Source organism: Cypionkella sp. TWP1-2-1b2, from assembly GCF_049896245.1.
Lineage (GTDB): Bacteria > Pseudomonadota > Alphaproteobacteria > Rhodobacterales > Rhodobacteraceae > Cypionkella.
Window position 1 is genome coordinate 1 of the sequence record NZ_JAFCTX010000015.1, and the last position, 24302, is coordinate 24302.

Annotated in this window: 22 protein-coding genes; 9 read left to right on the forward strand and 13 right to left on the reverse strand. The window is 60.8% G+C overall.

The features are described 5' to 3' along the window. Positions 1 to 192: 192 nt before the first annotated feature. Both ACP7AP_RS11575 and ACP7AP_RS11580 read right to left on the reverse strand, forming a co-directional pair. Complete coding sequence (locus ACP7AP_RS11575; RefSeq protein WP_426034363.1) at positions 193 to 1344, reverse strand: fumarylacetoacetate hydrolase family protein; 1152 nt, start codon at positions 1342 to 1344, stop codon at positions 193 to 195. Between the two features lie 96 nt (positions 1345 to 1440). Further along, the gene (locus ACP7AP_RS11580; protein ID WP_426034364.1) at positions 1441 to 2802 is read right to left on the reverse strand and encodes a four-carbon acid sugar kinase family protein; all 1362 of its coding nucleotides are present in this window, start codon (positions 2800 to 2802) and stop codon (positions 1441 to 1443) included. A 73-nt stretch (positions 2803 to 2875) separates the two neighbouring features. Between ACP7AP_RS11580 and ACP7AP_RS11585 the strand changes: the two genes are divergently transcribed. Further along, positions 2876 to 3703, forward strand: a complete 828-nt coding sequence (locus ACP7AP_RS11585) for a phosphogluconate dehydrogenase C-terminal domain-containing protein (RefSeq protein ID WP_426034365.1) — start codon at positions 2876 to 2878, stop codon at positions 3701 to 3703. A 49-nt stretch (positions 3704 to 3752) separates the two neighbouring features. Here ACP7AP_RS11585 and oiaX read toward each other — a convergent pair whose 3' ends face one another. Next, positions 3753 to 5000 (reverse strand): 3-oxo-isoapionate-4-phosphate decarboxylase OiaX, encoded by a 1248-nt coding sequence (oiaX, locus tag ACP7AP_RS11590; RefSeq protein ID WP_426034366.1) that lies wholly within the window; start codon positions 4998 to 5000, stop codon positions 3753 to 3755. 99 nt (positions 5001 to 5099) lie between these two features. Here oiaX and ACP7AP_RS11595 point away from each other — a divergent pair, with 99 nt between their 5' ends. From ACP7AP_RS11595 to nanR, 3 genes are read left to right on the forward strand one after another with little or no spacing between them, the layout of a single operon-like run. Beyond that, positions 5100 to 6119: a Gfo/Idh/MocA family protein gene (locus tag ACP7AP_RS11595; protein WP_426034367.1), complete on the forward strand. Its 1020-nt coding sequence runs from the start codon at positions 5100 to 5102 to the stop codon at positions 6117 to 6119. Continuing rightward, positions 6116 to 7753, forward strand: coding sequence for a hypothetical protein (locus tag ACP7AP_RS11600; RefSeq protein WP_426034368.1), 1638 nt, complete (start codon positions 6116 to 6118; stop codon positions 7751 to 7753). Before ACP7AP_RS11595 ends, ACP7AP_RS11600 begins: the two co-directional genes overlap by 4 nt. Before the next feature lie 54 nt (positions 7754 to 7807). After that, positions 7808 to 8512: a transcriptional regulator NanR gene (nanR, locus tag ACP7AP_RS11605; protein WP_426034461.1), complete on the forward strand. Its 705-nt coding sequence runs from the start codon at positions 7808 to 7810 to the stop codon at positions 8510 to 8512. Positions 8513 to 8639: 127 nt separating this feature from the next. On the opposite strand, the gene dhaL is transcribed toward nanR, so the two are convergent. The 5 genes from dhaL to ACP7AP_RS11630 form a co-directional block, all read right to left on the reverse strand. Continuing rightward, on the reverse strand, positions 8640 to 9239 hold the full coding sequence (gene dhaL / locus ACP7AP_RS11610) for a dihydroxyacetone kinase subunit DhaL (protein ID WP_426034369.1): 600 nt from the start codon (positions 9237 to 9239) through the stop codon (positions 8640 to 8642). A gap of 3 nt (positions 9240 to 9242) precedes the next feature. After that, positions 9243 to 10241 (reverse strand): dihydroxyacetone kinase subunit DhaK, encoded by a 999-nt coding sequence (locus ACP7AP_RS11615; RefSeq protein WP_426034370.1) that lies wholly within the window; start codon positions 10239 to 10241, stop codon positions 9243 to 9245. Between the two features lie 111 nt (positions 10242 to 10352). Further along, complete coding sequence (locus ACP7AP_RS11620) at positions 10353 to 10802, reverse strand: RpiB/LacA/LacB family sugar-phosphate isomerase (protein WP_426034371.1); 450 nt, start codon at positions 10800 to 10802, stop codon at positions 10353 to 10355. A gap of 11 nt (positions 10803 to 10813) precedes the next feature. Next, a complete protein-coding gene (locus tag ACP7AP_RS11625) occupies positions 10814 to 11569 on the reverse strand; it encodes a triose-phosphate isomerase (RefSeq protein WP_426034372.1) in 756 nt (251 codons plus the stop codon). Then, positions 11566 to 12336, reverse strand: coding sequence for a DeoR/GlpR family DNA-binding transcription regulator (locus ACP7AP_RS11630; protein ID WP_426034373.1), 771 nt, complete (start codon positions 12334 to 12336; stop codon positions 11566 to 11568). The genes ACP7AP_RS11625 and ACP7AP_RS11630 overlap by 4 nt, the downstream gene beginning before the upstream one ends. A 150-nt stretch (positions 12337 to 12486) precedes the next feature. Here ACP7AP_RS11630 and fsa point away from each other — a divergent pair, with 150 nt between their 5' ends. Continuing rightward, the gene (fsa, locus tag ACP7AP_RS11635; protein WP_426034374.1) at positions 12487 to 13140 is read left to right on the forward strand and encodes a fructose-6-phosphate aldolase; all 654 of its coding nucleotides are present in this window, start codon (positions 12487 to 12489) and stop codon (positions 13138 to 13140) included. 68 nt (positions 13141 to 13208) lie between these two features. On the opposite strand, the gene ACP7AP_RS11640 is transcribed toward fsa, so the two are convergent. The 5 genes from ACP7AP_RS11640 to ACP7AP_RS11660 form a co-directional block, all read right to left on the reverse strand. After that, a complete protein-coding gene (locus tag ACP7AP_RS11640; protein WP_426034375.1) occupies positions 13209 to 14156 on the reverse strand; it encodes a sugar-binding transcriptional regulator in 948 nt (315 codons plus the stop codon). Beyond that, entirely contained in the window at positions 14153 to 15274 is a 1122-nt protein-coding gene (locus ACP7AP_RS11645; protein ID WP_426034376.1) for an iron-containing alcohol dehydrogenase, read from the reverse strand. The genes ACP7AP_RS11640 and ACP7AP_RS11645 overlap by 4 nt, the downstream gene beginning before the upstream one ends. A 10-nt stretch (positions 15275 to 15284) precedes the next feature. After that, positions 15285 to 16214 (reverse strand): TIM barrel protein, encoded by a 930-nt coding sequence (locus tag ACP7AP_RS11650; protein ID WP_426034377.1) that lies wholly within the window; start codon positions 16212 to 16214, stop codon positions 15285 to 15287. After that, positions 16215 to 17696: a glycerol-3-phosphate dehydrogenase gene (locus ACP7AP_RS11655; RefSeq protein WP_426034378.1), complete on the reverse strand. Its 1482-nt coding sequence runs from the start codon at positions 17694 to 17696 to the stop codon at positions 16215 to 16217. An 83-nt stretch (positions 17697 to 17779) separates the two neighbouring features. After that, entirely contained in the window at positions 17780 to 19348 is a 1569-nt protein-coding gene (locus tag ACP7AP_RS11660; RefSeq protein WP_426034379.1) for an FGGY-family carbohydrate kinase, read from the reverse strand. Positions 19349 to 20003: 655 nt separating this feature from the next. Between ACP7AP_RS11660 and ACP7AP_RS11665 the strand changes: the two genes are divergently transcribed. From ACP7AP_RS11665 to ACP7AP_RS11680, 4 genes are all read left to right on the forward strand, one after another. Beyond that, positions 20004 to 20651 carry a DUF2291 family protein gene (locus tag ACP7AP_RS11665; RefSeq protein WP_426034380.1) on the forward strand — a complete coding sequence of 216 codons (648 nt, stop codon included), beginning with the start codon at positions 20004 to 20006 and terminating at the stop codon, positions 20649 to 20651. Beyond that, on the forward strand, positions 20648 to 22177 hold the full coding sequence (locus tag ACP7AP_RS11670; protein ID WP_426034381.1) for a sugar ABC transporter ATP-binding protein: 1530 nt from the start codon (positions 20648 to 20650) through the stop codon (positions 22175 to 22177). The genes ACP7AP_RS11665 and ACP7AP_RS11670 overlap by 4 nt, the downstream gene beginning before the upstream one ends. A 9-nt stretch (positions 22178 to 22186) precedes the next feature. Continuing rightward, entirely contained in the window at positions 22187 to 23251 is a 1065-nt protein-coding gene (locus ACP7AP_RS11675; protein ID WP_426034382.1) for an ABC transporter permease, read from the forward strand. 90 nt (positions 23252 to 23341) lie between these two features. Continuing rightward, complete coding sequence (locus ACP7AP_RS11680; RefSeq protein ID WP_426034383.1) at positions 23342 to 24289, forward strand: D-ribose ABC transporter substrate-binding protein; 948 nt, start codon at positions 23342 to 23344, stop codon at positions 24287 to 24289. The last annotated feature ends 13 nt before the right edge of the window (positions 24290 to 24302 follow it).

Here is a 24302-nt window from a genome sequence, read left to right on the forward strand (position 1 = left end):
CTGCGAAGCTCCATAGGATGTGATTTGCCCATCTCGATCCCCTATATCTGGAAAGATCAGGGAATCAGAAACCGTCCAAGATGGGAAGCCTGAATCATATGAACGGCGACTTGCTCTAGTGGTCAGTTTGCAACAGATACACAAGTCATTCCCAGCGGGGAAGACCGGCTGAACCCGCCCAAAGGGCTTGGATCACAGCAGCCCACGCCCCGCCAAATTGCGCATCAGCGCAGCACTGCCAAAGGCCCACTCCGGTGCCTCGGTGGATAACCGCACTGTGTTCCGCAAAACCCCAAGTTCGGGCGCGGCGATACTCACCACGTCACCTAAATGATGGGTAAAGCCCTGCCCCGGCCCATCGCGATCTTGCACCGGCGAAAACATCGTGCCGCAATACAGCATGAAGCCATCGGGGTATTGGTGATGGCGGCCCCGGGTTTGCGCCACCAGATCGGCGGGGTCGCGGCTGATTTGGCGCATCGACGAGGCGCCTTGCAGGTGGAAGCCGTCTTCGCCCGTGACGGTGAGGGTAAGGTCAAGCTGGCGGACCGTATCGAGGGTGAAATTGCCATCAAAAATGCGGATAAACGGGCCGATGCTGGCCGCCGCGTTGTTGTCTTTCGCCTTACCCAGCAGCAGCGCCGAGCGGCCCTCGACATCGCGCAGGTTGACATCATTGCCAAGGCTCGCGCCGACGATCTGGCCTTGGGAATTGACCGCCAGCACCACCTCGGGCTCGGGGTTGTTCCATTGGCTGATCGGGTGCAGGCCGACCGATGCGCCGTAACCCACGGCAGACATCGGCTGGGCTTTGGTAAAGACCTCGGCATCCGGGCCGATGCCGACTTCGAGATATTGGCTCCACAGACCTTCAGCTTGCAGCAGGACTTTGACTTCGGCGGCTTTGGCGGAACCGGGGATCAGATCGCGCAAGCTGTTGCCGATCACATCCGCGACGCGGGCGCGTATCTCGGTAGCGCGGGCGGGGTTTCCGGCGGCGCGTTCTTCGATCACCCGTTCGACCATCGAGCGGGCGAACGTCACACCGCAGGCCTTCACCGCTTGCAAGTCGTTTGGGGCAAGGAGGTGGGTCTGGCTTTGGTCGGGCTCGATGGAGGCTGCGGCGATGTCGGTGAGGGCGCCTAGGTCTTCGCCTTGGATACTGCTGATAAATCCCGCGATATCAGGATGTTCCAGTGCATCGCACATCGTCGGAGCGGCTTTGCTGGTGATGTCGATGACGCGATCCTCGCGCAGGGTGACAAGGCTGGGGCCGATACCTGCACGCCAGACGCGACCAAGCCAAAGGCCATTGGGAAGGCTAAGATTTGCGGTTTGCGACATGGTTTGACCTTGGTTGGGATGTGGCGAGAGTGGGGGATTTTGGCGGTGGTGTCGATGGCTTAGCGCGGGATTCAGCACGGCAACTTAGCCGGGGATTTAGCGCAGTCCGCCGCCCTGCCTGATCCAGCCGAAATAGTCAGCGCTGCCCATCTGGCCGCCTTTCAACGCCAGTTGCAACCCGTCATGCACGCCGTCACCATGGCCGGTAAACAGCGCAGCACCGGGGATGGTGGGGGCAAGCGCGCTGAGGGCGAACAGGCCAAGCTGGCGCGCGCCATGGCCTGAGGTGTCACCGCCCGAGATCACGGCGCGGCGGATTTTGGAGGCTTTGAGGCTGGCATCCAGCACGCGGCCAAGGCTTTCACCGATGCGTTGGTTGGCGGCTTCGGCGGGGATTTGGCTTTGGCTTAGGGCGGTGCGAAAGGCGACCACTGCGGGGTCATTTGGGCCCGCGGCGGTAAGGATCAGCGGGCTTTGGCCACTGGCGATCAGGGTTAGCGCGGCTTGGGTGGCCTCGGTTTCGGCGGCTGCGGCGTTGCTGAGCAGGGTTGCGGCGTTCAGGCGAACAAGGCCGAAGCCGTTTGCGGCGGACCATTCGATCTGGGCGGCGGTGGTGGGAGAGACCGAACCAGAGACGGCGATGATCTGGGCAACCTTACCAGCCGAGGGCGTGGGTGATGCGGCGGGGATTAAGCCCTTGCGCTGCCAATATTCGATAAGTGCATATTCTATGCCTTGAGAGCCAACCAGGAGCCGTAGATTATCGCGATTCTGCCAGATCAGCCGACCTGCGGCGGCGTCAGACTCGGCTGTCATTGTATCAAAGCTCAGCAGGCGGGCCGTTTGCAGGGCCGTGTCTAGCGAGGTTTGGGCGGTTTGCGGATCGGCCAAAACCTCTAGATCCAGCAGGGCTGCGGGCAGATCGGTTTGGACAGCGAGGTGGCGCAGCACATCGGACTCGGCCATCGGAGTGACGGGGTGCTGCGCCATCACCGGGTGGCGGTCAAGCCGGAACACCCCCTGCGGGGTGCCCGCGAACAGATGGCCGAAGGCTTGGTAGCGGCGCATTCTTGGGGCCGCAGTCAGCAGCGGGATGCCTTTCGAGGGGCAGGCTTGCAGGGCAAGCTTAGTGGCTACGCCGATATTGCCGACATGGCGGGCGGAATCGAGGGTGGAGCAGATTTTATAATGCAGGAAGGGCGCGTTTAGGCCAGCCAAGAACGCCAACGGTGCGGGCATGTTTGCGGCCATCCATGCGGGGCTATGGCTGCGGGCGGTGGAGGCGATGCCGAGGCCACGGACGCCGGGAAAACGGGCAAGTTGCGCGGGGGTGGGGGTGTCGAAGAACAGGATCGAGGGCAGACCTGCGAAGGTTAATGCCTCCATCACCGCCGCCGAGCCGGTGAAATCGTCGCCATACCATGTGATCAGCAGACCATCGGGCAGGATTTCTCGCATTGTGCTTCCTTCGACTTGACCCCAGCATATTATCTCATCATACCAGTTGAGCAAGGGGCGAATGGAGAGAGCTATGACGAAGATTGCGTTGTTTGGGGCTGGCGGAAAAATGGGCGTGCGGCTGTCGCGCAATCTGGCGAAAACCGATTATGCGGTGGCGCATGTCGAGGTGTCCGAGGCGGGTCAGGCGCGCTTGCGCGAGGCTATTGGTGCGGAGTGTGTGGTGCCTGCGGTTGCGGTTCAGGGCGCGGATGTGGTGGTGCTGGCAGTGCCGGATACCGCGATTGGCAAGGTGGCGGGCATGGTGGTGCCGATGGTGGCACTCGGCACGATTGTGATCTGTCTGGACGCCGCAGCCCCCTTTGCAGGGCACCTGCCTGCGCGCGCCGATATCACTTATTTCGTCACCCACCCCTGCCATCCGCCGATTTTCAACGATGAAACCGACCCCGAGGCGAAGCGCGATTTCTTTGGCGGGGTGGCTGCGAAGCAAGGCGTGGTGAATGCGCTGATGCAGGGGCCGGAGGCGCATTATGCGGTGGGGGAAGCGGTGGCGCAGGCGATTTTTGCGCCTGTGGTGCGCTCGCATCGCGTCACGGTCGAGCAGATGGCAATGCTGGAGCCGGGGCTGTCAGAGACTGTGGTGGCCTCGCTTTTGGTGGTGATGCGCGAGGCGATGGACGAATGTGTGGCGCGCGGGGTGCCGCAAGCGGCGGCGCGGGATTTCCTGCTGGGGCATATGAACATCCTCGCGGCGGTGATCTTTGACGAACAGCCGGGGGTGTTCTCGGATGCCTGCAACAAGGCGATTGAGTTCGGCAAGCCGATGCTGATGCGCGATGACTGGAAGAAGGTGTTTGAGTGGAACGAGATTACCGCTTCTATTCAACGGATTACCTGAGGTTCTTAAGGTTAATGGACGCCCCCTTCCGCAAGGTTGGGGGCGTATTTCAGTTGCCTCCAAATTTCTGAAGCGCCTGCGCCAGCTCTTTGTGATCTTTGGCATAATCGGCCAAGGCGACGCCTTGTACTGCCGCCTCCCATGCCTGACGGATTGCGGCGACGCCCGAGGCCGCACCACCGGGATGGCCGTGGATGCCGCCACCGCCGAGATACATGAGGTCAGTGGTTTGGCCGGTTCTGGCATAGGTTTCAACGGCTTGGCCGCCCCATTGGCCTGAACCCACCACCGGCAAGGGACGATCTGCGGGGGTAAAAATCGGTGTCATGCAATCGTGGAACGAACGGATGAAACTATCATCAGGTTCCCAATATTTCGCAGCTATGCCGTTGATTTGAAACTGATCTACCCCTAGCAAGCGCCAGATTTTGCTCCACGCGGTGAACTGCATCCCCAGACCGGGATGCCGGGTCAGGATATCCCAGCCGTTGCGATGGGCGTGCAGGCACAGGGCAGAGCGTTTGCGCAGAAAGGTCATGCCGCCGTAGCCCACGGAATTGATGTTGATCACCGCCGCGTTGCCGCCAGCTTTGACGACAAGATCATGATTTTCCAGCATTTGATCGGGATCGGCGGAGGAGATGCCCCAAGCATACATAACCCGTTTGCCGGTGCGTTGTTCGTGGGCATCAATCACCGGCATCACCGCGGCGATGCGGTCAGCCAAGGGGGAATAGCCGGGACTCATCAGTTTTTCGTCGTCTTTGATGAAGTCAACGCCAGCGTCGCAAAGTTCCCGCACCATCAGCGCGGTTTCAGAAGGCGTCAGGCCCAAGGCGGGTTTGATGATCGAGCCGATGATCGGACGGTTGTAGACATTGGTGAGTTTGCGCGAACCCCCGATACCGAATTGCGGACCGGGATGGCGGGCAAAAGCGGCGGGCAGATCAAAATCCATCACCCGCACGCCGGACAGGCCGCGCACCGCATAGACACCGCCGACGGTGATCGTCATCAACGCGGCGATATCGGTGCCGACGGCTTCCAACGGGTAGCCGATCACCACATCAGCGCGGTGGAAAGTGCTGCCTTCGGTGGGGAAGGACGGGTTTTGGCTGTCGGGCAAAGCGGTGATTGACAGCACGCGGGCGGCGCAGCGGGCTTTTAAGGCTGCGGTTTCCCCCGGCAGATAGGTGAAGGTGCCGGTCGATTGATCCGAGGCGATTTTCGCCGCCAGCGCTGCGGGATCGCCGGGCGTTTCCAGACGGTAGGTGACTTTGATCAGATCATCGGACATCGGTGGCCTCCCCATGGATGTAGCTTGCATACTCATCATACCTGTTGAATTCAAGCGCCCTGCGTGGCAAGTTGGATGCAGTTTGGAAGGAGCCTTGTTTTGCCACAACCCCTGATCGGTGCCGTGATCGGCTGCAAATTTTTCGCCCAAAATCAGCTACATGCTTGGGCGGACTTGCCCGGCGCGCGGATTGTGGCTTTGTGCGACCGCGATGCGGTGCGGCTGGCGGAAACGGCCGCAAGGTTTGGCATTGCGCGAACCTATGCCGATGCGAGCGCGATGTTTGCGGCAGAGCGGCTGGATTTCGTCGATATCGCAACCACGGTCGCCTCGCATCGGCCCTTGGTTGAGGCGGCGGCGCGGGCGGGGGTGCATGTGATCTGCCAAAAGCCGTTTGCGGCGAATATGGTGGATGCGCGGGCGATGGTGGCGGCGGTGGAAGCGGCGGGTAAGACCCTGATGGTGCATGAGAATTTCCGTTGGCAATCGGCGGTGCGGCGGGTGATTGAGATTGTGCGGACAGAAGAATTGGGCGAGGTGTTCTTTGGCCGGGTTAGCTTTCGGTCCGGCTTTGATGTATTCTCTGGCCAGCCTTATCTGGCTGAGGGCAAGCGGTTTATTATCGAGGATTTGGGCATCCATATCCTTGATATTGCACGGGCTTTGTTTGGTGATGTGGTGCGGATGGCGGCCACGACGCGGCGGATCAATCCTGCGATCAAGGGTGAGGATGTGGCGACGATGCTGCTGTCGCATGGCGCGGGGGCGACAAGCGTGGTGGATTGTTCTTACGCCACCCAGCGCAGCCCGGAGAGCTTCCCGGAAAGTTTGATAGAAATTGACGGCACCAAGGGCAGCTTGCGGCTGGAGGCGGGGTATAGGCTGGTGATGGGGGAGCGCATTGAGGATCTGTCACCGCCCATGCTGGATTGGGCGAGCCGACCTTGGCACAATATTCAGGAAAGCGTGCTGATCATCCAGCGGCATTTTCTGGCGTGCATTGCGGCAGGAATCCAACCGGAAACCTCGGGCAAGGATAATTTGCAGACCCTCGCCTTGGTCGAGGCCGCCTATCTTGCAGCGACAGAGGGTCGGATGGTGGTGTTGGCTGCGCTATGAAGATCAGCCATGGCACGCTCAGTTTCAACTATGACGGCGTTGCGCTGCTGCGGATCAGTTTGGGCGAGGTCGAGGTGATCCGCGGCATCGCTTATCTGGTGCGCGATCGCGACTGGGGCACTTTGGTGCCGCAGATCAGCGATGAAGTGATTGAGCTAACGCGGATTTCCTACCGCGCCCGGTTTGAAAGCCAAGGTGCTGCTCTGGTGGTCAAGGTGGTGATCGACTTTGCCGAAGGGCTGAATTTCACGGCTGAGGCGCAGGCGGAGGGTGATTTTGAGACCAATCGCGCGGGCTTTACCGTGCTGCATCCGATCACCGGGGTGGCGGGCGCACCAGTGCTGGTCGAGCATAGCGATGGCACGCGGCGCGATGCGCAGTTTCCGCTGTTGATCGCGCCGTGGCAGCCGTTTCAAGACCTGCGTGCGCTGACGCATTGGCTGGGCGGCTGGCAAATCAGCTGCAGGATGGAGGGCGACGCCTTTGAAATGGAGGATCAGCGGCAATGGGGTGATGCCAGCTACAAGACCTATGTGCGGCCCTTGGCGCGGCCTTGGCCTTATCACATCGCGGATGCGGCGCGGTTTGATCAGGCGGTGCGGCTGAACTGGCAAGCGGCGGAGACGGTTGAAACCAGCCTGCCCCACACGACCGCCACCGGGGTTTTCCCGCAGACAGCGCTGGTGATCACCGCCGCAGAAGCAAGGCGGGCGGTGAAGCAGCCGGGCGATCTGGCCCTGGTGAAACCGCAGCGGCTGCTGTGTCACTTTGATGCGACCCGGCATGGTCTGGCAGAATTGCAGGCCTTCTCGGTGCTGCAAGCCAGGTATGAGGCCGCCTATGATCTGGAACTGATCGCCCGCTGTGATGGTGATCTGGATGCAGAATTCTCAGGCCATGCCAAAGACTTGGCCGCATCGAGGCTGCGCGTGGCCTCGATCATGATCTGCCCTTCGGGGGACCGACAATCGACCCCGCCGGGATCAGACTGGCCAGCCTGCCCGCCTTTGGCAGATGTCTACCAAGCCGCGCGTAAGGCTTTTCCGGGTGTGCGCTTGGGAGGCGGCATGGTCAGTTTCTTCCCCGAACTGAACCGCAAGCGGCCTCCGGTTGCGGGCTTGGATTTCGTCAGCCACGGGCTGTGCCCGATTGTGCATGATGCCAGCGACATAGGCGTGATGCAGACGCTGGAAGCGGTGGCGCATATCACCGCCTCGGCCCGCGCGATCATCGAAGGCAAGCCGTATCGCTTGGGGCCCAGCACGATTGCGATGCGACAGAATCCTTATGGCGCGCGGGTGATCCCCAATCCCGAAGCCGCGCGGATCTGTATGACCGATGATGACCCCCGCCATCGCACGGTGTTCGGCGCGGCTTATGTGCTGGGGCTGGCGGCGGCCTTGGTGGGGTCTGGGGTGGAAGTCTGGACACCAGCGGGGCTTTACGGGCCGCGCGGGGTGATGGATTGGAACGGGCAGGCCTATCCTTTAGCGCGGGTGCTGGCGGAACTGGCAGCGCGGGCAGGACAGCAAGTTGAGGCCGAACTGCTGCCAAATGTCTCGGCGCGGTTGCGGTTTTCCGGGGCCGAGATGACAACGAATCTGGCGAGTTATGTGCGCACAGAGCTTGCCTGACTGCAGGGTTTGCGCCTAAGCCGGATGGAGTGCGGTGATAAGATTGGGGGCGTGATGGTTTCGGAAAAGATCACCCGGCGTAAGCTTTCGGATCAGGTGTTTGATCGGCTGCGGGCAATGATCCTGACCGGCGAATTGGCGGCGGGCGCGGTGGTGCCTTCGGAGCGCGCGCTGATGCAGCGCTTTGGCGTGGGCCGCCCTGCGGTGCGCGAGGCCTTGCAGCAAATGCACACCATGGGCCTGATCAGCATCGCGCATGGCGAGCGCAGCCGGGTGAAAGCGCTGAACGCCAGTGCGGCGCTGGGTCAGGTCGATGCGGTGGCGCAGCTGCTGTTGTCGGCAGAACCGGGGGCCTTGGCGCATCTGAAAGAGGCGCGACGGATGTTTGAGGCGGGCATGGTACGGTTGGCAGCCGAGAAGGCCATTCCGGCGGATGTGGCGGATCTGCAGGCGATTCTGGCGCATCAGCGCGACTGTCTGGGCGATGCGCGGGCCTTTGTCGCAGCTGACGTCGCCTTCCACACCCGGATTGCCGCGATGGCCGGCAATCCGATCATGCTGGCGGTGTCGGAAGCGATGCTGAAATGGCTGTTTCGTTATCATTCGGCCTTGCTGCACTGGTCGGGCAAAGAGGATGTGACCCTGCAGGAACACGCTTTGATCCTTGCCCGCATTGCCGCCAAAGACGCGCCGGGGGCTGTGGCGGCGATGCAGGCGCATATCGCGCGCTCGGCGGATGTGATTGGGCATCACGGTTGAGACGGGCGCGGCATTTGGTATTTGCTCTTTTTGAAATACTCCCGCCGGAGGCTGCCTTGGTCAATGTCGGATGCCTCCGGCGGGAGTATTTTCGCCAAGATGAAAATTTTAGATAAGTTTTAACGGTTTAGCCGAGAGCCTTGGCGAATTCCGCGATGATCATGCAAGCGCTGACGGCTCCGAGGTCTTTGTGGCCTAAGCTGCGTGCGCCAAGCCGTGCGGCGCGGCCCAAAGTGGCTTGCATTTCGGCGGTGGCATCCGCTCCGGTTTGCGCGGCCTGCAGGATTTCGCCCCAGGTTGCGCCGGATTTGGCTGCCTCCGACGCCGGGTGCCAGGCGTCGATCATGGTCTTTTGGCCGGGTTCGGCTTTGCCGCGATGGGCGATGCCTTCAGCCATCGCGGTGATCAGGGTCGGGGTTTCGGCGCGGGGCATCGCGGTTCGGGGGCCTGCGATTTTGGCGGCGCGCATCAAGGCAGTGGCATAGAGCGGGCCGGAGGAGGCGCCGACGGCGTTGAGGAATGCGCGGGCGGCGGTGTTGAATTGGTCTTGCAGGGTGGGCAAGCCGGGTACTGCTGCGGCTGCGGCTTGCATGCCCTGTTCCATCGCGATGCCATGATCGGCGTCTCCGATCAGGCCATCCAGCGCACAGAGCGTGTCTCGCTCGGTGGCCATGCGGGCGGCGAGATTTTCGAACAGGGTTGTGAGGTTTTCAGTTGTGAAATCCATCGCTTAGCCAACCCGAAACATGGCGCAGTCGCATGGGTGGTCGAGCATTTGGGTGAGTTCATCGTCGAGGTGCATGATCGTGATCGAAGCCCCGGCCATCTCCATCGAGGTGCAATAGGGGCCGACAAGGGCGGTGTGGACCGTCAGGCCAGCACTCGCCAGACGCTCGGCGACGCGGGCGTAGAGGATGTAAAGTTCCATCAAGGGGGTCGAGCCGAGCGAGTTCACCAGAACCGCGACCTTCCCGCCCCCAGGCGCGGCCATCTCAGTGAGGATCGCGTCGATGATCTCATCGGCGACCGCATTCGCGGGCTTCAGAGGCCCGCGCCGGATGCCGGGTTCACCGTGGATGCCCATGCCTATTTCCATCTCGCCGCCCGGCAGATCGAAGTTCAGGCGGCGGGTTTGTGGCAGCGAGCAGGCGGAAAGCGCCACACCCATCGTATAGGTGCGGGCGTTGGCGTGGCGGGCGATGCGCTCAACCTCGTCCAGCGGCAGCATCAGATCAGCGGCAGCCCCGGTGCATTTGAAGATGAAGACATTTCCGGCCACGCCGCGCCGTTTGTTGGGGTCAGGCGAGGAGGCGATATCGTCGGTGGTCTGCACAGTGCGGGCCTCGATGCCCTCCATCTCCAACAGCTCCGACGCCATATCGAAATTCATCACGTCACCGGCGTAATTGCCATACATGAACAGCACCCCTGTCCCGCCGTGGCTCGCCAAGGCGGCATCAACGGCGGGTTGTGGCGGCGGCGAGGCAAACACGTTGCCCACCGCTGCGGCATCGGCCAAGCCCTTGCCGACAAAGCCCAAAAATGTCGGCTCATGCCCCGAGCCGCCGCCGATCACCAGCGCGACTTTGCCCACGCGAGGGCCATGCCTGGCTAAAATGGCGCGCGGGGCGGCGAGGGTCAGATGGTTGGGGTGTGCTGCGAGAACGCCCACCAGCATCTCATCCACCGCATGGTTGCCATCGTTGATCAGCTTTTGTGTGGGTGCCATCTGCGCCTCCGGTTGTGCCGCAAGGATGCCTTGGGCATGAAATTGAAACAAGCCCGGCCGCGGAGGAAGCCGGGCTTGCTCTGCCTCACGGGCGAGCGTGCAGCCGCGAGGTTACGCGTATTTCTTATCCAGCGCGTTGATCGCATCGACATTGGTGGCCGAGCGGCCTTGGGGATCGAAAGTTTGCGCAAGGAAGGCATCGGCGATGGCCTTCGCCAGTTCCGGGCCAATCACCCGCGCACCCATGGTGATGATTTGCGCGTTGTTCGACAAAGCCGCACGTTCCGCCGAATAGGTGTCATGCGTCAGCGCTGCACGGATGCCGGGCACTTTGTTGGCGGAAATGCAGACGCCAATGCCGGTGCCGCAGACCAGAATGGCGCGGTCGTATGTGCCTTGCAGGACTTCGTTGGCGACCCGGTCGGACAGATTGGCGTAGAAGGCATCCGCGCCCGCTTCGGTGCGCGAAATCTCCGACACCTGATGCGCGCCTTTCAGATGGTCGGCGAGGATTTTGGCAAGGCCTTCGCCCGCAGAGTCGCCCGCGATTGCAAGTTTCATTGGGTTCTCCTTCACAAAGTTGCGGCAACGCGGGCGAGGATGTCGAGATAACCTGCGACATTCCAGGCCGAGCGGCCAATGAACAGCCCGTGGATATGCGGGCAGGTGATAAGTTCGGCGGCATTGTCGGAGTTGACCGAGCCGCCGTAAAGACAGGGGATGCGGCGGTTCAGGATGGTTTCAGCGGTGGCGATGATCTCGGCTTGGCGTGCGTCGGCATAGTCCGATGTCGCGGGGATGCCATTGGTGCCGATGGCCCAGACCGGTTCATAGGCCAGCAGGATCGTGCTGGACTTTTGCGCGGCGGAAAGCTTGCTCAGAGCGCCTTTGACTTGGGCCGCGAGGGTTTCGGTGGCGCGACCAGCTTCTCGTTCGGCGAGGGTTTCGCCAATGCAAATCAAGGGTATAAGGCCGTGGCGCACCGCTGCTTCCACCTTCAGGCCGACGGTTTCATCGGTTTCATGGAAGAATTCGCGGCGTTCTGAATGGCCCAACTCGACGATATCCAGCCCGCAATCCTTTAGCATCAAGGGTGAGATTTCGCCCGTCCAAGCGCCGTCATCGGCCCAGTGCATGTTCTGCGCGCCGACTTTCACCGAGGTATTGGCGAGCATAGCCTTGACCTCTCGCACGGCAGTAAAGGGCGGGATCACGAAGCGTTGGATGCGGGGATCTGCTTGTGCGGGCAAACCTTCGACGAAGGCCCGAGCTTCGGCGAGGGTTTTGTTCATTTTCCAACTGGTGCCGACCCAGACGTGTTTGCTCATGCGCGGTCTCCTGCGATGTTTAGGCTGATCCCAGCCCGGTCCAAAGCGGCGCGGGCCTCAGATTCGGGCGGGGCATCGGCGATAATGGTGTCGAATTCGGAGAGATCGGCCAGCACATGCAAGGCTTGGCGGCCAAAGCGTTGGTGGTTGACCAAAAGACAGGTCTTGGCGGCAGAGGCGATCATCGCGCGTTTGGCGCGCACCGCGTTGTCATCCATGTGAAACGCGCGGGTGCCCTGCACGGCGGGGGCAGAAATGAAGGCCACATCTGCGTGCAGACGGGTGAGGGTTTCTTCGGTGACAACACCAAAGAAGCCATTGAATTTATAAGAGTAAACCCCGCCCAAGGCGATCAGGGTTATGCCATGTTCGGCCCTAAGCGCATCCATGATCGCGGCATTGTTGGTGATCACCGTCAGCGGACGCTTTTCCGGCAGCATCGCGCCCAACACGGCGGCCATCGAGCCATCATTGATCATTAAGGTCATGCCCGGCTCGATCAATTCCAGTGCTGCGCGGGCCATGCGGGCCTTGGCGGCACCCTCTTGGCGGGCACGAAAGCGGAAGTCGGATTCGAACTGGGTGCCTGATTCAATCGTCGCCCCGCCGCGCATTTTGCGCAACAGGCCCTCGGATTCCAGATCATCGAGATCGCGGTGAATGGTCATTTTCGACACCGCAAAGCGTTCGGCCAGATCATCCAGATCGACCGCATGCTGCTCGACCAGCAGATCCATAATCGCCTGTTTGCGATCTTCGCGCTTCACCAGATTCCCCTTGTTTTGACAATATTTAACATCGCAGATCACGAATGAAAAGTTATTTATGTGATTTTGCGACTTTAACTTGTGATAATCTGCCAGTTCCTGTAGCTGTTAGTGCAAGCATACACATCGATTCCCGCAGAGGAGAGCGTGATGAAATTCTTTGTCGATACCGCCGTTGTCAGCGAAATCGCCGAGTTAAACGATTATGGCTTTTTGGATGGCGTCACCACCAACCCCAGCCTGATCGCGAAATCTGGTCGTGATTTCAAAGAGGTGATCGCTGAAATCTGCGCTTTGGTTGAAGGCCCGGTTTCGGCTGAGGTCGCTTCGATGGACTACGATGGCATGGTGGCCGAGGGCGAGCATCTGGCGAAGATCGCCAAAAACGTGGTGATTAAGCTGCCACTGACTCTGCCGGGTTTGAAGGCTTGCCGCTATTTTGCGCAAAAAGGTATCAAAACCAATGTGACATTGTGCTTCACCGCCAATCAGGCGTTATTGGCGGCGAAAGCCGGGGCGACTTACATCTCGCCCTTCCTTGGCCGCTTGGACGATATCAACATCGACGGCATGGATTTGATCCGCGACATCCGCGAGATTTACGACAACTACGGCTTTGAGACGCAGATCCTTGCGGCCTCGATCCGCAGTGCCAACCATGTCAAGGAAGCAGCCCTTGCGGGTGCCGATGTCGCGACGATTCCTGCCAGCGTTATCAAGGGCTTGGCCAATCATGTGCTGACCGAAAAAGGCCTTGAGCAATTCGCCAAAGATTGGGCGGCCACTGGCCAAACCATTCTTTAAGGCGCCTTGAGGTAACACCTCAAAGCGCTTGGCGATAGGCCGGGCGACCGTGGTGGGCCAGCCCGGCCTCATTTCCCCAAAACCAGCGCGCGGGCGGTGGTCTCATCGGTGATCAGGCCCTTCAGGCGGCGGCTGGACAACACCGCGCGGATTGATTGCACCTTGTCCGGCCCGCCCGCGATGGCGATGATCTGATCGCCCGTTTTGGCAAAACTGACCGCCAAAGTCCGGGCCGTCAGCTGGGTTTGCAGGATGTTTCCGGCGGCGTCAAAGAAATGGCCCAGCAACTCGCCGACACCGCCTGCAGCCTGTATCGCTTTGATTTCCTTCGGCTCTATCATGCCCGAGGCCACCAGTTGCGCATCGACCTCGACCGTGCCGATGCCAACCAGTTTCAACCCCGCACCCTGTGCCAGAGCGAAGACTTCGGCAACGCCGCGCTGTGCCAGCAAAACCTCGCGGTCCTCAGCGGTATTGGCGAAAAACGGCACCGGCATCACATAGGCGCGCGCACCGGTTTTCTCGGCAATGCGGTGCATCACGTCATGTGGATTTGCCGAGTAGTTCCGGGTAAGCCCGCCTAATAGAGAGACAAAATTCAGATCAGGGGCCTCGATGCGTGGCAAATGCTGCAGCATCGCGGCCAAAGTGCGGCCATGGCCCAGCCCGATCACCGGGATGGTGGCAAGCTCGATCTGGCGGTGCAGAAAGCCCGCCCCCGCCATGCCCAAGGTGCGGATCGGCAGGCCAACTTCATCCAGATCGGGCGCAACTTCGCAGAAATCCAAGCCATAGCGAGCGGCGAGTGCGGTCTCTAGCTCGACACATTCGATGATATCGCCGTCGATGGTGACTTTCACAGCACCCTCGGTCACCGCGCGGGCAATCAAACGGTGGGCTTTCACCGAGGTGATCCCCAGCCGCTTTGCCACAGCGGCTTGCGTCAGCCCGCCGACGTAGTGCAGCCAGGCGGCGCGGATCGCCAAAGAGCGTTCGGGGTCAAGCGCGCGGCTCATGCGGTGGCCATAAGGATCGCCAGATCGGAAGCGGAAAGCTGCGCCGGATTGGCCTGCATCGACGAAGATGTGGCGGCAGCTTCGGCGGCTTGGAGCAGGTGCTGCGGCGTGAAGCCCATCTGCGCAAGGCTGGGCAGACCGTTTTGGCGCGACCATTTAGTCAGCGTTGGCAGGGCGTTTTCATAAGGGGTTTCAAAGGCTTCTGCAATCCAACCGATCACCTGTCGGATGCGCGTGGGATTTTCAGCGCGGGCGGCGTTCAGCGCCAACCCATGCGGCAGCAGCGTGCCACAGATCGCCCCATGCGGCGCTGGCAGCAGCCCGCCCAACGGACCAGCAAGGCCATGGATCACGCCAAGCCCCGCATTGGCCAACGCGAGACCACCGCAAAGGCTGATCCACGCCATGTCATCACGGGCTTGCGCATCCTCGTTCACCATTAACCGCCGCATTGCGCGCAAACCCTGCGGGATCGCATCGCGGCAAAGCGCATCGGTCAGGCGGTTGGCGCGGGTGCAGATATAGGGCTCGATCACTTGGGTGATGGCGTCAAGGCCCGAGGCGAGTGTGATGGCTTTCGGCGTATTGTCGGTCAGCGCGGGGTCGATAATCGCCAAAGCGGGCAGCATCCGCTTGTCGCGCAAGGATACTTTGCGGCTGTGTTCGGGGGAGCCGATCACCGCGTTGCGGGTGACTTCCGCACCGGTGCCTGCGGTGGTGGGGATGGCGACAAACGGCAAGGGTGCGTGATCCAGCGGCAGGGATTTGCCAATAACTTCAAGGTGATCCATCAACGGTTGCGTGGCGGGGAGCATCGCCGCCACGGCTTTGCCTGCGTCAATCACCGCGCCGCCACCAAGGCTGACCACGACCTGAGCACCTTTGGCCGCCATAGTTGCGGCCTCGATCATCGCGATGTCAGGCTCGCCCTGCACCGTAAAGCGGGTAACATCACAGCCCTGCCCTGCCAGCGCCTCGGCCAGCCAATCGGCGCGGGCGGGGGTGCCGTGCAGCAGGAAAACCCTTTTGCCGAGGGCTTTGATCCGGCTCGCCGCTTGTGCCGCCTGCCCACGTCCGAACAGAATTTCTGTGGCGGTTAGGAACGCGAATACAGACATGGCAGCCTCCTCAGATGTGAAGATCGTTAACGCCGCTGTTAATATGTGGGGCCCAAAACGCAATGCTTTCCGCGATTTGCGCGATCACCTCGCGGTCATTCGGGTCGCGCTCTTTGAACGACAGCTCCAGACAGATTTCATTATCCTGCGCCCCGCCTTCTGCGAAGGCTTTGAGCAAGGGTTCGGGGTGAATCCGCCCCTTGGCGTTGAAAGCAGCGGTGAAGGGGCGGTGGCCACCTTTGTCCATAAGGCTTTGTTTTATATGGATAATCGGCGACACTTTTGGGGTCGCGCGCGCCCAAGCGTAGGGGGCGATATCATCGGGGTTCGGGCTGGTCAAATCGCCGTGGTCGATATCGGCCATCATCCACATCGGGATCGCCATATTGGCATTGGTGAGGCGGGTTTGCAGAGCGAGGGCCGCGGCGATGGTTTCACCAAACTCACGACCGACGCTCATCGGCTCCCAGAACACATATTTCAGGCCCGCGGATTTGGCGTGTTCGGCGACCTCGGCCCAACAGTCGATCGCGGTCTGGATCAGGGCTGCGCGGCGGTTGGGATCGTCGAAATCCTGATAGGTGAAGATGGCAAACTGGGTGCCGACGCTGCTACCGCCCAGATCGGCGGTGATCTCAGCGAAGGTTTTGAACCAGTCGATATAATAGCGGCGCACGTCGCGGTCGGGGTGGCCGAAGTGGTTAAGACGGCCATAGGGCCCGGTCATCCCCGAGGTGACGCGTACCCCAGTGCGCTGCATCGCTGTCTGCATTTGCCGAGTCAGACGGCGGATCACGGCGGCGGGCCAGCTTGGGTTGATAAACTCATGCGTCAGTTGCAGATCGCGGATGCGCAGGTCACGCGCGACTGTGGTGATCAGGTCATCCGGGTCGGCGAAGCGATTGACGAGGGGGTTGGTGTTGAGCGACAGCGTTAACATTTATGCCCCCTGCCCGACCCAAGCGGTGAAAGCAGCCTGCTGATCGGCGGTTAGATGCAGGTTGTGCTTGGTGCGCCGGGTCAGGATATCTTCCGCCGTTTGCGCCCATTCGCGCGCCATCAGATAGCGCGCTTCAGCCTCATAAAGATCACCGCCGAAGTGCTGACCCAAGCCGTCTAGCGCTGTTGCTCCGCCCACCAAATCGCGGGTGCGCGCGCCGTAATGGCGGCCATAATGTCGGATCAGGCTGCGTGGCATCCACGGATAGGTCACGCGCAAGTCATTGGCAAAGCTTTCATAATCGGCATTCGGCATCTCACCGCCGGGTAGTGTGGCGGTGGCGGTCCAATCCGGCCCCATCTGCGGAAAGATCGCTTTCAGGCGGTGCAAGCCACGCTCGGCCAACTCACGAAAGGTGGTGATCTTGCCGCCAAACACGTTCAGCAACGGCGCGCCGCCTGTCTCATCCAGATCAAACACGTAGTCGCGTGTCACCGCCGAGGGATTGCCTTTGCCATCGTCAAACAACGGGCGCACACCCGAGAAATGATGCACCACATCGGCGCGGCGCAGCTTTTCCTTGAAATAGCGGTTAACGGCGGCGATCAGATAGTCGATCTCGGTCTCGCTCGCCGTCACCTCCTCCGCCCGGCCCTCATAAGCCACATCGGTGGTGCCAATCAGCGCCTTGTCGCCCTCATAGGGGTTGATGAAGATCACCCGTTTGTCGTGGTTTTGCACGAGATACGCGTGATCTCCGGCCCAGAATTTCGGCACGATGATATGACTGCCCTTGACCAGCCGCACGTTGCGCGCCGAGTTCGCCCCCGCCACGCGTGTGATGATATCCGTCACCCATGGCCCCGCCGCATTGACGATACACCGCGCGCGGAACGCCCGCGTTTCGCCGTGCTGATCGGTGGTCTCAACCGTCCAGGCGCCGTTCTCGCGCCGCGCCGACGTGCAGGCGGTGCGGGTCAAAACCAATGCGCCCTTTTCCGCCGCATCCAAAGCGTTCAGCACCACCAGCCGCGCATCATCGACCCAGCAATCGGAATATTCAAAGCCGCGTTTATATTGATCAAGGATCGGCGCGCCTTGCGGATCGCGGCGCAGATCCAGCGTGCGGGTGCCGGGGAGTTTTTTGCGCCCGCCGAGGTGGTCATACAGGAACAGGCCCAACCGGACCAACCACGCGGGCCGATCAGTGGGCGAATGCGGCAGCACGAACCGCATCGGCCAGATGATATGCGGGGCTGCGTTCAGCAGCACCTCGCGTTCGATAAGCGCCTCACGCACAAGGCGAAATTCGTAATATTCCAGATAGCGCAACCCGCCATGCACCAGCTTGCCGGAGCGCGACGAGGTACCCTGCGCCAGGTCATCCTTCTCGCACAGCACCACCGACAAGCCCCGCCCCGCCGCGTCGCGCGTGATGCCTGCGCCGTTGATGCCGCCACCAATGACGAACAGATCAACCAAATTAGGCTCAGAAAAAATATCGTCAGTTTTTCTAGGGTCAGAAAAACTATGGTTAGAAATGCTAGGCTCATAATTACTAGGGCTCATTCGGCGGTCCTGTCTTTGGCTTGGCGGCTGTCCGCAAGGTGCGACCATGCGGTGGTCAGCCCCTCGCGGGCGGATTTATAGGCGGGATAGGTTTGGGCGTAGGTTGCGGTCAGCGACGGATCGGGGGCTTCGGCCGCGCCCAGCAAAGGCGTCACCCATTCGGCAATGCAGGCGTCCATTGACGGATATGCGCCAATCGCCACCGCCGACATCATCGCGGCAGCAGCAGCGCCAGCCTCTTCGCGCGCGGACACCCGCACCGGCGCGCCCGTGGCCGCCGACAACACGCCGCGCAGGCCTTTTGATCGCGCAGCCCCCCCGGTAAGCCGCAATTCCAATGGCATAGCGCCCATCGTGGCGTAGCAATCGCGGGTCGCCATGCCCAAACCTTCGATCACAGCGCGCAGCAAATCGGCGAAACGGTGGGTGAAATTCAGGCCGACAAAGCCCGCGCGGGCGTCGGCATTGACAAAGGGGCCGCGCTCTCCCGCCTCTGAGATATAGGGGTGATAAAGCAAAGCGCCGGGCTTGCTGGCAGCTAACCAGCTTTCGATCAGCGGCACCAGATCGGCATGTTTGGTGGGCCGTCCGAAATCTGACATCAGATCAGCGGCCATCCGCAGCAGCCAGTCGATGTTCAGCGTCGCTGCCATATTGGTCTGCACCTGCGTCACCATCCCCGGCACCGGCAGGCAGATCACATAGCCGGTGCCCTCGGCGTTCAGATGCACGCCGTCAACCGGGGTAGATCGCATATGCACACCCGTCGAGCCAACTGTCGAACAGGCCGCCCCCGCCGCGCCAGTATGCACGCCCGCCCCCAGCGCCGTCATCACCATATCGACGAAGCCAAGGCTTACGGGCGTGCCCGCGCGCAGGCCAGTTTGGGCGGCAGCCTCGGGCGTGAGGGGATGGGTGATCTGGCTGCCGTCGATGATTTCGGGCATGAGGTTGCGACGATGGTTAAGGCCCAAAGCGTCGATCACGGTATCGTCATAGGCGCGGGTTCGGAAGTTGCCGAAGGTAAAGCTGGCCTCGGACGGGTCGGTCGCCCGCACCCCGGTGAGATTCAGATAAATCCAGTCTTTACAATGCAATACCACCTCGGCTGCGTCCAGCAACTCGGGGTAGAAACGGTCAATATGCGCCATCTGGCTGCCCTGTTGGCAGGTGTTCAGCCCCGTGCCTGTCGCCTCAAACCGGGCGCGATTGGCGGGGCTTTCGGCGAGACGCGCGACTGTTGGGGCGGCACGGGCATCCAGCCACAGCCACGCGTCGCCGACAGGATTATTGCCCGGCCCGGCGAGCCAAGTGCCATCGCCCTGCGCTGTGACCGACACCGCCGCAGTGCGCGCGGCCAAGTTCGGCACCTTTTCGGCCAAGCCACGCAGGGCGGTCGCACAATCGGCCCAAGTCTGCGCAAGGCTTTGCGTTGCTGCCCCATCCGCGCCCGTCCTGTAGGCGTTGGGCACCGCAAAGGCCGCGATTTGCGCGCCATTCGGGGTAAACGCTACCGCTTTGACCACCGAAGTGCCCGAATCAATGCCGATCAAAAGCTCTGCCATGCCGCCTCCCGCTGAGCCCGCGCAGATTCCCAGCCGCTCCGACTGATCTTGCCGCATTATCACAGAGAGATAACACAGTTAGTGAATTATTTTACGGACACCGCAATTTCTTTCAGATAAACTATGCTATGTCAACCAAAGTTCAAGGCCGATCGGCGCGATCACGACCCACTTGAGGTAGGGGCCGTCGAGGCACCTCTCGCTCTGAAGGGTCTGAAACAATGAGAATTGTATATTATCTATAGTTCATATTGTCTTGCGTTTAATTGCGGCTGGTATTTTTCACGCATTTTCGCCGCAATGCAGCACCTTTCTCAGGTGCAGAAATCACCCGCGACTCGGACCGCGCGGGCGAAAACAATTGACAGATTGCTGAGAATACAGGCAGATCGCCCGCAAAAGACTCGATTGACAGATGCAAAAACTTATAACATTGTTGCAAGAGTTGATACCATAATTCTATCACGGTTATAGATGTGCGAGAGGCCAGATCGGCACGGCGGGAGGAAATCGCCGCGCAGATCAGTAGATTGGGGGGAGTCATGCTGAATTTGCAGCCGTATCGCGGCCTGGCGCGCTGTTCGTGCTTGGTGCGAGTAGTGTTTCTCACGGCCCCTCTCTGCACATCCACCGTTAACTATAAGGTCGGAGTACGATGAGCCAACACCCCGCCATCGCCCCGCACGCCGATCAGCCACGCGCCAATCGCACGCAACGGATCGCCGCCGCCGTGGTCGTGGCGGTGCTGGCTGCGATGGCGCTGGATACCACGGTGGTGCGGATCGGCTCGGAGGCCGATGTGCGCGCGGCGGTGTTTTCGCCCGAGGTGTTTGGGGCTGAAACCTTCCCGAAAGTGCAGGCCAATGTCACGGCGCGGGCGGTGGATGCGGTGGAATTGGCCACGGCGATTGCAGCCAATCCGAAGGCGGCCGAGGCGAAATATTCTATCGGTGGCGTCTATTCGGTGAAGCTGGAAGGCGTGGTGGGCGAGGGAAAATCCGGCATCTACTTCGTTGATGTTACAGGGATTCCGGCCCCATTGCGCTTGCGCGTGCAGACCGGTCCTGCGATCAACGGCACCGAACTCCGCGATGCCACAGGTGAGATCAGCTTCCGCCAGTTCACCAATCAGATCGAGTATCAGGATGCAGGGTCGGCGCTGAACAAAGAGATGAAAAAACTGGTGTTGGACGGCATTGATAACAGTGCTTTGACCGGCAAAACCGTGGTTGTGATAGGTGCGTTCAAACTGGTGAACCCGAAAAGCTGGATGATCACCCCGGTGTCTTTGGAGGTGAAATGAGCCTCGATCTGCCACAAGAACCCATCCTGTCGGCACGCAATGTTGCCAAGGCTTACGGCAATATTCACGCCTTGAAAGGGGTGAATTTCGACATCCATCGCGGGCAGGTCACCACCCTGTTCGGCGAGAATGGCGCGGGCAAATCGACGCTGATGAAGATCCTGTCTGGCGTGGTGAAGCCGACTTCTGGGCAGATCGTGCTTGATGGCGCTCCGGTGACATTCACCAACTCAACAGATGCGCGGAACCGCGGGATTTCTATTATCCACCAAGAGCTTAGCCTTGCCACCAATATGAACGTGCGCGACAATATCTTCATGGGCCGCGAGATTATGACCCGCACTGGCGTCGATTTCGCCGAGGAAGAACGCCAGACTCGGGCTTTGATGGCCGAGTTGGAGGAAGACATTGATCCGCTGACTCCGGTGGAAGAATTGCGTCTGGGTCAGCAGCAAATCGTTGAAATTGCACGGGCTTTGTCGGTGAACTCGCGTATCCTGATCATGGATGAGCCCACCTCTGCGCTGTCAGCGACCGAAGTGGAGGTTTTGTTCAAGGTGATCCGCGATCTGACCGCGCGCGGGGTGTCGATCGTCTATATTTCGCACCATCTTGAGGAAGCCTTGCAGATCACCAACCACGCTGTCGTGCTGCGCGATGGCGCGATGACCGCCTATGCCGAGCGCGCCGAGATTGATCTGGAATGGATCGTGCGCAACATGGTCGGTGAGAATTTCGACCTCGGATCGCCGCCCGACGGCTATGCGATGGGTGACACCGCGCTTAGCATTGAAAACCTGTCGGTACCGGATGCGGCGGGGGTGGGGTTCTCGGTGGTGGACCGGCTTTCGTTGTCGGTACGTGCCGGGGAAATTGTTTGTATTTATGGGCTTATGGGCGCGGGCCGCACCGAATTGCTGGAATGTGTGGCGGGCCGCTTGGCCGCTTCGGGTGGCCGGGTGATGTTGCAGGGGCGTGATGTATCGGGCCTGACCATCGCGCAGCGTATCGCGCGCGGGCTGGTTTTGGTGCCAGAAGATCGCCAGCGCGACGGTCTGGTGCAGACCATGACCGTTGGTCAGAATCTGTCGCTCGCCAGCATTGGGGCGTTTACCAAGAGGCTGTTCACCTCGCGGAAAGCCGAGGCTGCGGTGGTCAGCGATGCCATCCGCAAGGTGACGGTGAAGACCGATGCCTCGGGGACAGCGCCGATTGGCGCGCTGTCGGGCGGCAATCAGCAAAAGGTGGTGATCGGCAAGATGCTGGCCACCAATCCGAAGGTGATCGTGCTGGATGAACCGTCGCGCGGCATCGACATTGGCGCCAAGGCCGAGGTGTTCCGCTTGCTGTCGGAAGGCGCGAAACAGGGGCTGGCGGTGGTCTATTCCACCTCGGAAGTTGGTGAATGTCTGTCGATTGCGCACCGGATTATCGTGATGCACCGGGGCCGGATTTCGGCTGAGTTTGACCATACCGTTAGCAAAGAAAAGATCATGGCCGCCTCGGGCGAAGCCGTGGTTCACTAGGAGCACCCGATGTCATCTACCGCAAATTCTGGAACCCAAAAAACCGCTGTAAAACAAGGGTTTGACCCGATTGCCCTGCTGCTGGAAGGTCGTGCGTTTTTCGCGCTGATCGCGATCATCGTGGTGTTCTCGCTGCTAAGCCCACATTACTTTTCGTTGGCGAATTTCCTGATCATGGCAAGCCATGTGGCGATCTATGGCATCCTTGCCATCGGCATGTTGCTGGTGATCCTGAACGGCGGGATTGACCTTTCGGTGGGGTCCACGTTGGGCCTTGCGGGCTGCGTGGCGGGCTTTTTGATGCAGGGCGTGCAGATCGACAGCTTTGGCGTGATCCTCTATCCGCCGGTCTGGGCGGTGGCGCTGCTGACCTGCGCTCTGGGGGCGTTTGTCGGGCTGGTGAACGGGGTTTTGATCGCCTGGTTCAAGGTGCCTGCCTTTGTCGCATCGTTGGGCGTGCTCTATGTGGCGCGTGGCGTCGCGTTGCTGATGACAAATGGTTTAACGTTCAACAATCTTGGCGGTAAGCCAGAGCTGGGCAATCAAGGCTTCAACTGGCTCGGCTTCAACCGCCTTGGATTTAGCCGCGAATGGAGCGTGCCGATTGGTGTCGTGGTGCTGGCAACCCTCGCCATCTTTGCGGGCCTGATGCTGTCGCGCACCGCCTTTGGCCGCTGGCTTTATGCCTCGGGCGGCAATGAGCGGGCGGCAGAATTGTCGGGCGTTCCGGTCAAGCGGGTGCAGATCACGGTTTATGTTTTGTCTGGCATCTGTGCCGCCATCGCGGGCCTTGTGCTGTCATCGCAACTAACCTCGGCTGGCCCCACCGCTGGCACCACCTATGAGTTGACCGCCATCGCTGCTGTCGTCATTGGCGGCGCGGCCCTGACGGGCGGTCGAGGCACCATTCGCGGCACCATGCTGGGCGCTTTCGTGATCGGCTTTCTGTCCGATGGTCTGGTGATCATCGGCGTGTCGTCCTACTGGCAGACCGTGTTCACCGGGGCGGTGATCGTTCTGGCGGTGCTGCTGAACTCGATCCAATACAAGCCGAAGGCTCGCGCCAAGGCGTAACCCACTTCGCCGCAATGGCTGCTATCCATTGCGGAAAGACCGAGCCAAGCGATTGGCAATGCTAACTAAATCAACCAAGGGAGAGAGACTATGTTCACCATGACCAAGCGCGCGCTGCTCGCCGCTGTCGCAATCAACGCCCTGCTCGCAGGCACTGCACTGGCGGATGGCCTGATCACCATCATCGTTAACGACCCGGCAAACCCTTATTGGAAAACCGAGGGCGATGTCGCGGCTGCCACCGCTGAAAGCCTTGGCTACACCGCCAGCGTGTCTGCGCACAAGGGCGACACCAACGCGGAATCGACGATGATCGACACCGCGATCACCAACAAATCCGTCGCGATCATCCTTGATCCGGCGAACGCCGATGGTTCCATCGGGGCTGTGCAAAAGGCTGTGGACGCAGGCATCCCGGTGTTCTTGGTGAACGCCGAGATCAACAAGGAAGGCCTCGCCAAAGCGCAGTTGGTGTCGAACAACGCGCAGGGTGCCGCGATGGGCGCGCAGCAATGGGTGGCCTCTGTCGGCGAGACCGGCAAATACGCCGAACTGTTCGGCAACCCGGCCGACAACAACGCCGCCACCCGTTCGAACGGTTACGAGACTGTGCTGACCCAGTACCCCGATCTGGTGAAAGCCGCCAAGGAAGTCGCCGATTGGGACCGCACCAAGGGCCACGACAAGATGCAGTCGATCCTGCAAGCCAACCCCGACATCATCGGCGTGATTGCCGGCAATGACGAGATGGCTTTGGGCGCGATTGCGGCTTTGAAAGAAGCAGGCAAGCTCGATGCGGTGAAAGTCGGCGGCTTTGATGGCTCGCCGGACGCAGTGGCTGCGATCACCGCAGGCGAGATGCAATACACCGTGTTGCAGCCCGTCGCCGTGTTCTCGGCTGAAGCGGTCAAGCAAGCCGACAGCTTTATCAAGACCGGCGCAACTGGCGCTGCGACCGAAAAGCAGCTGTTCGATTGCCTGCTGATCACCAAAGACAATGTGGACAAATACACCGGCCCGTTCACCCTGTCGCAGTAATCTGACCTTGGGG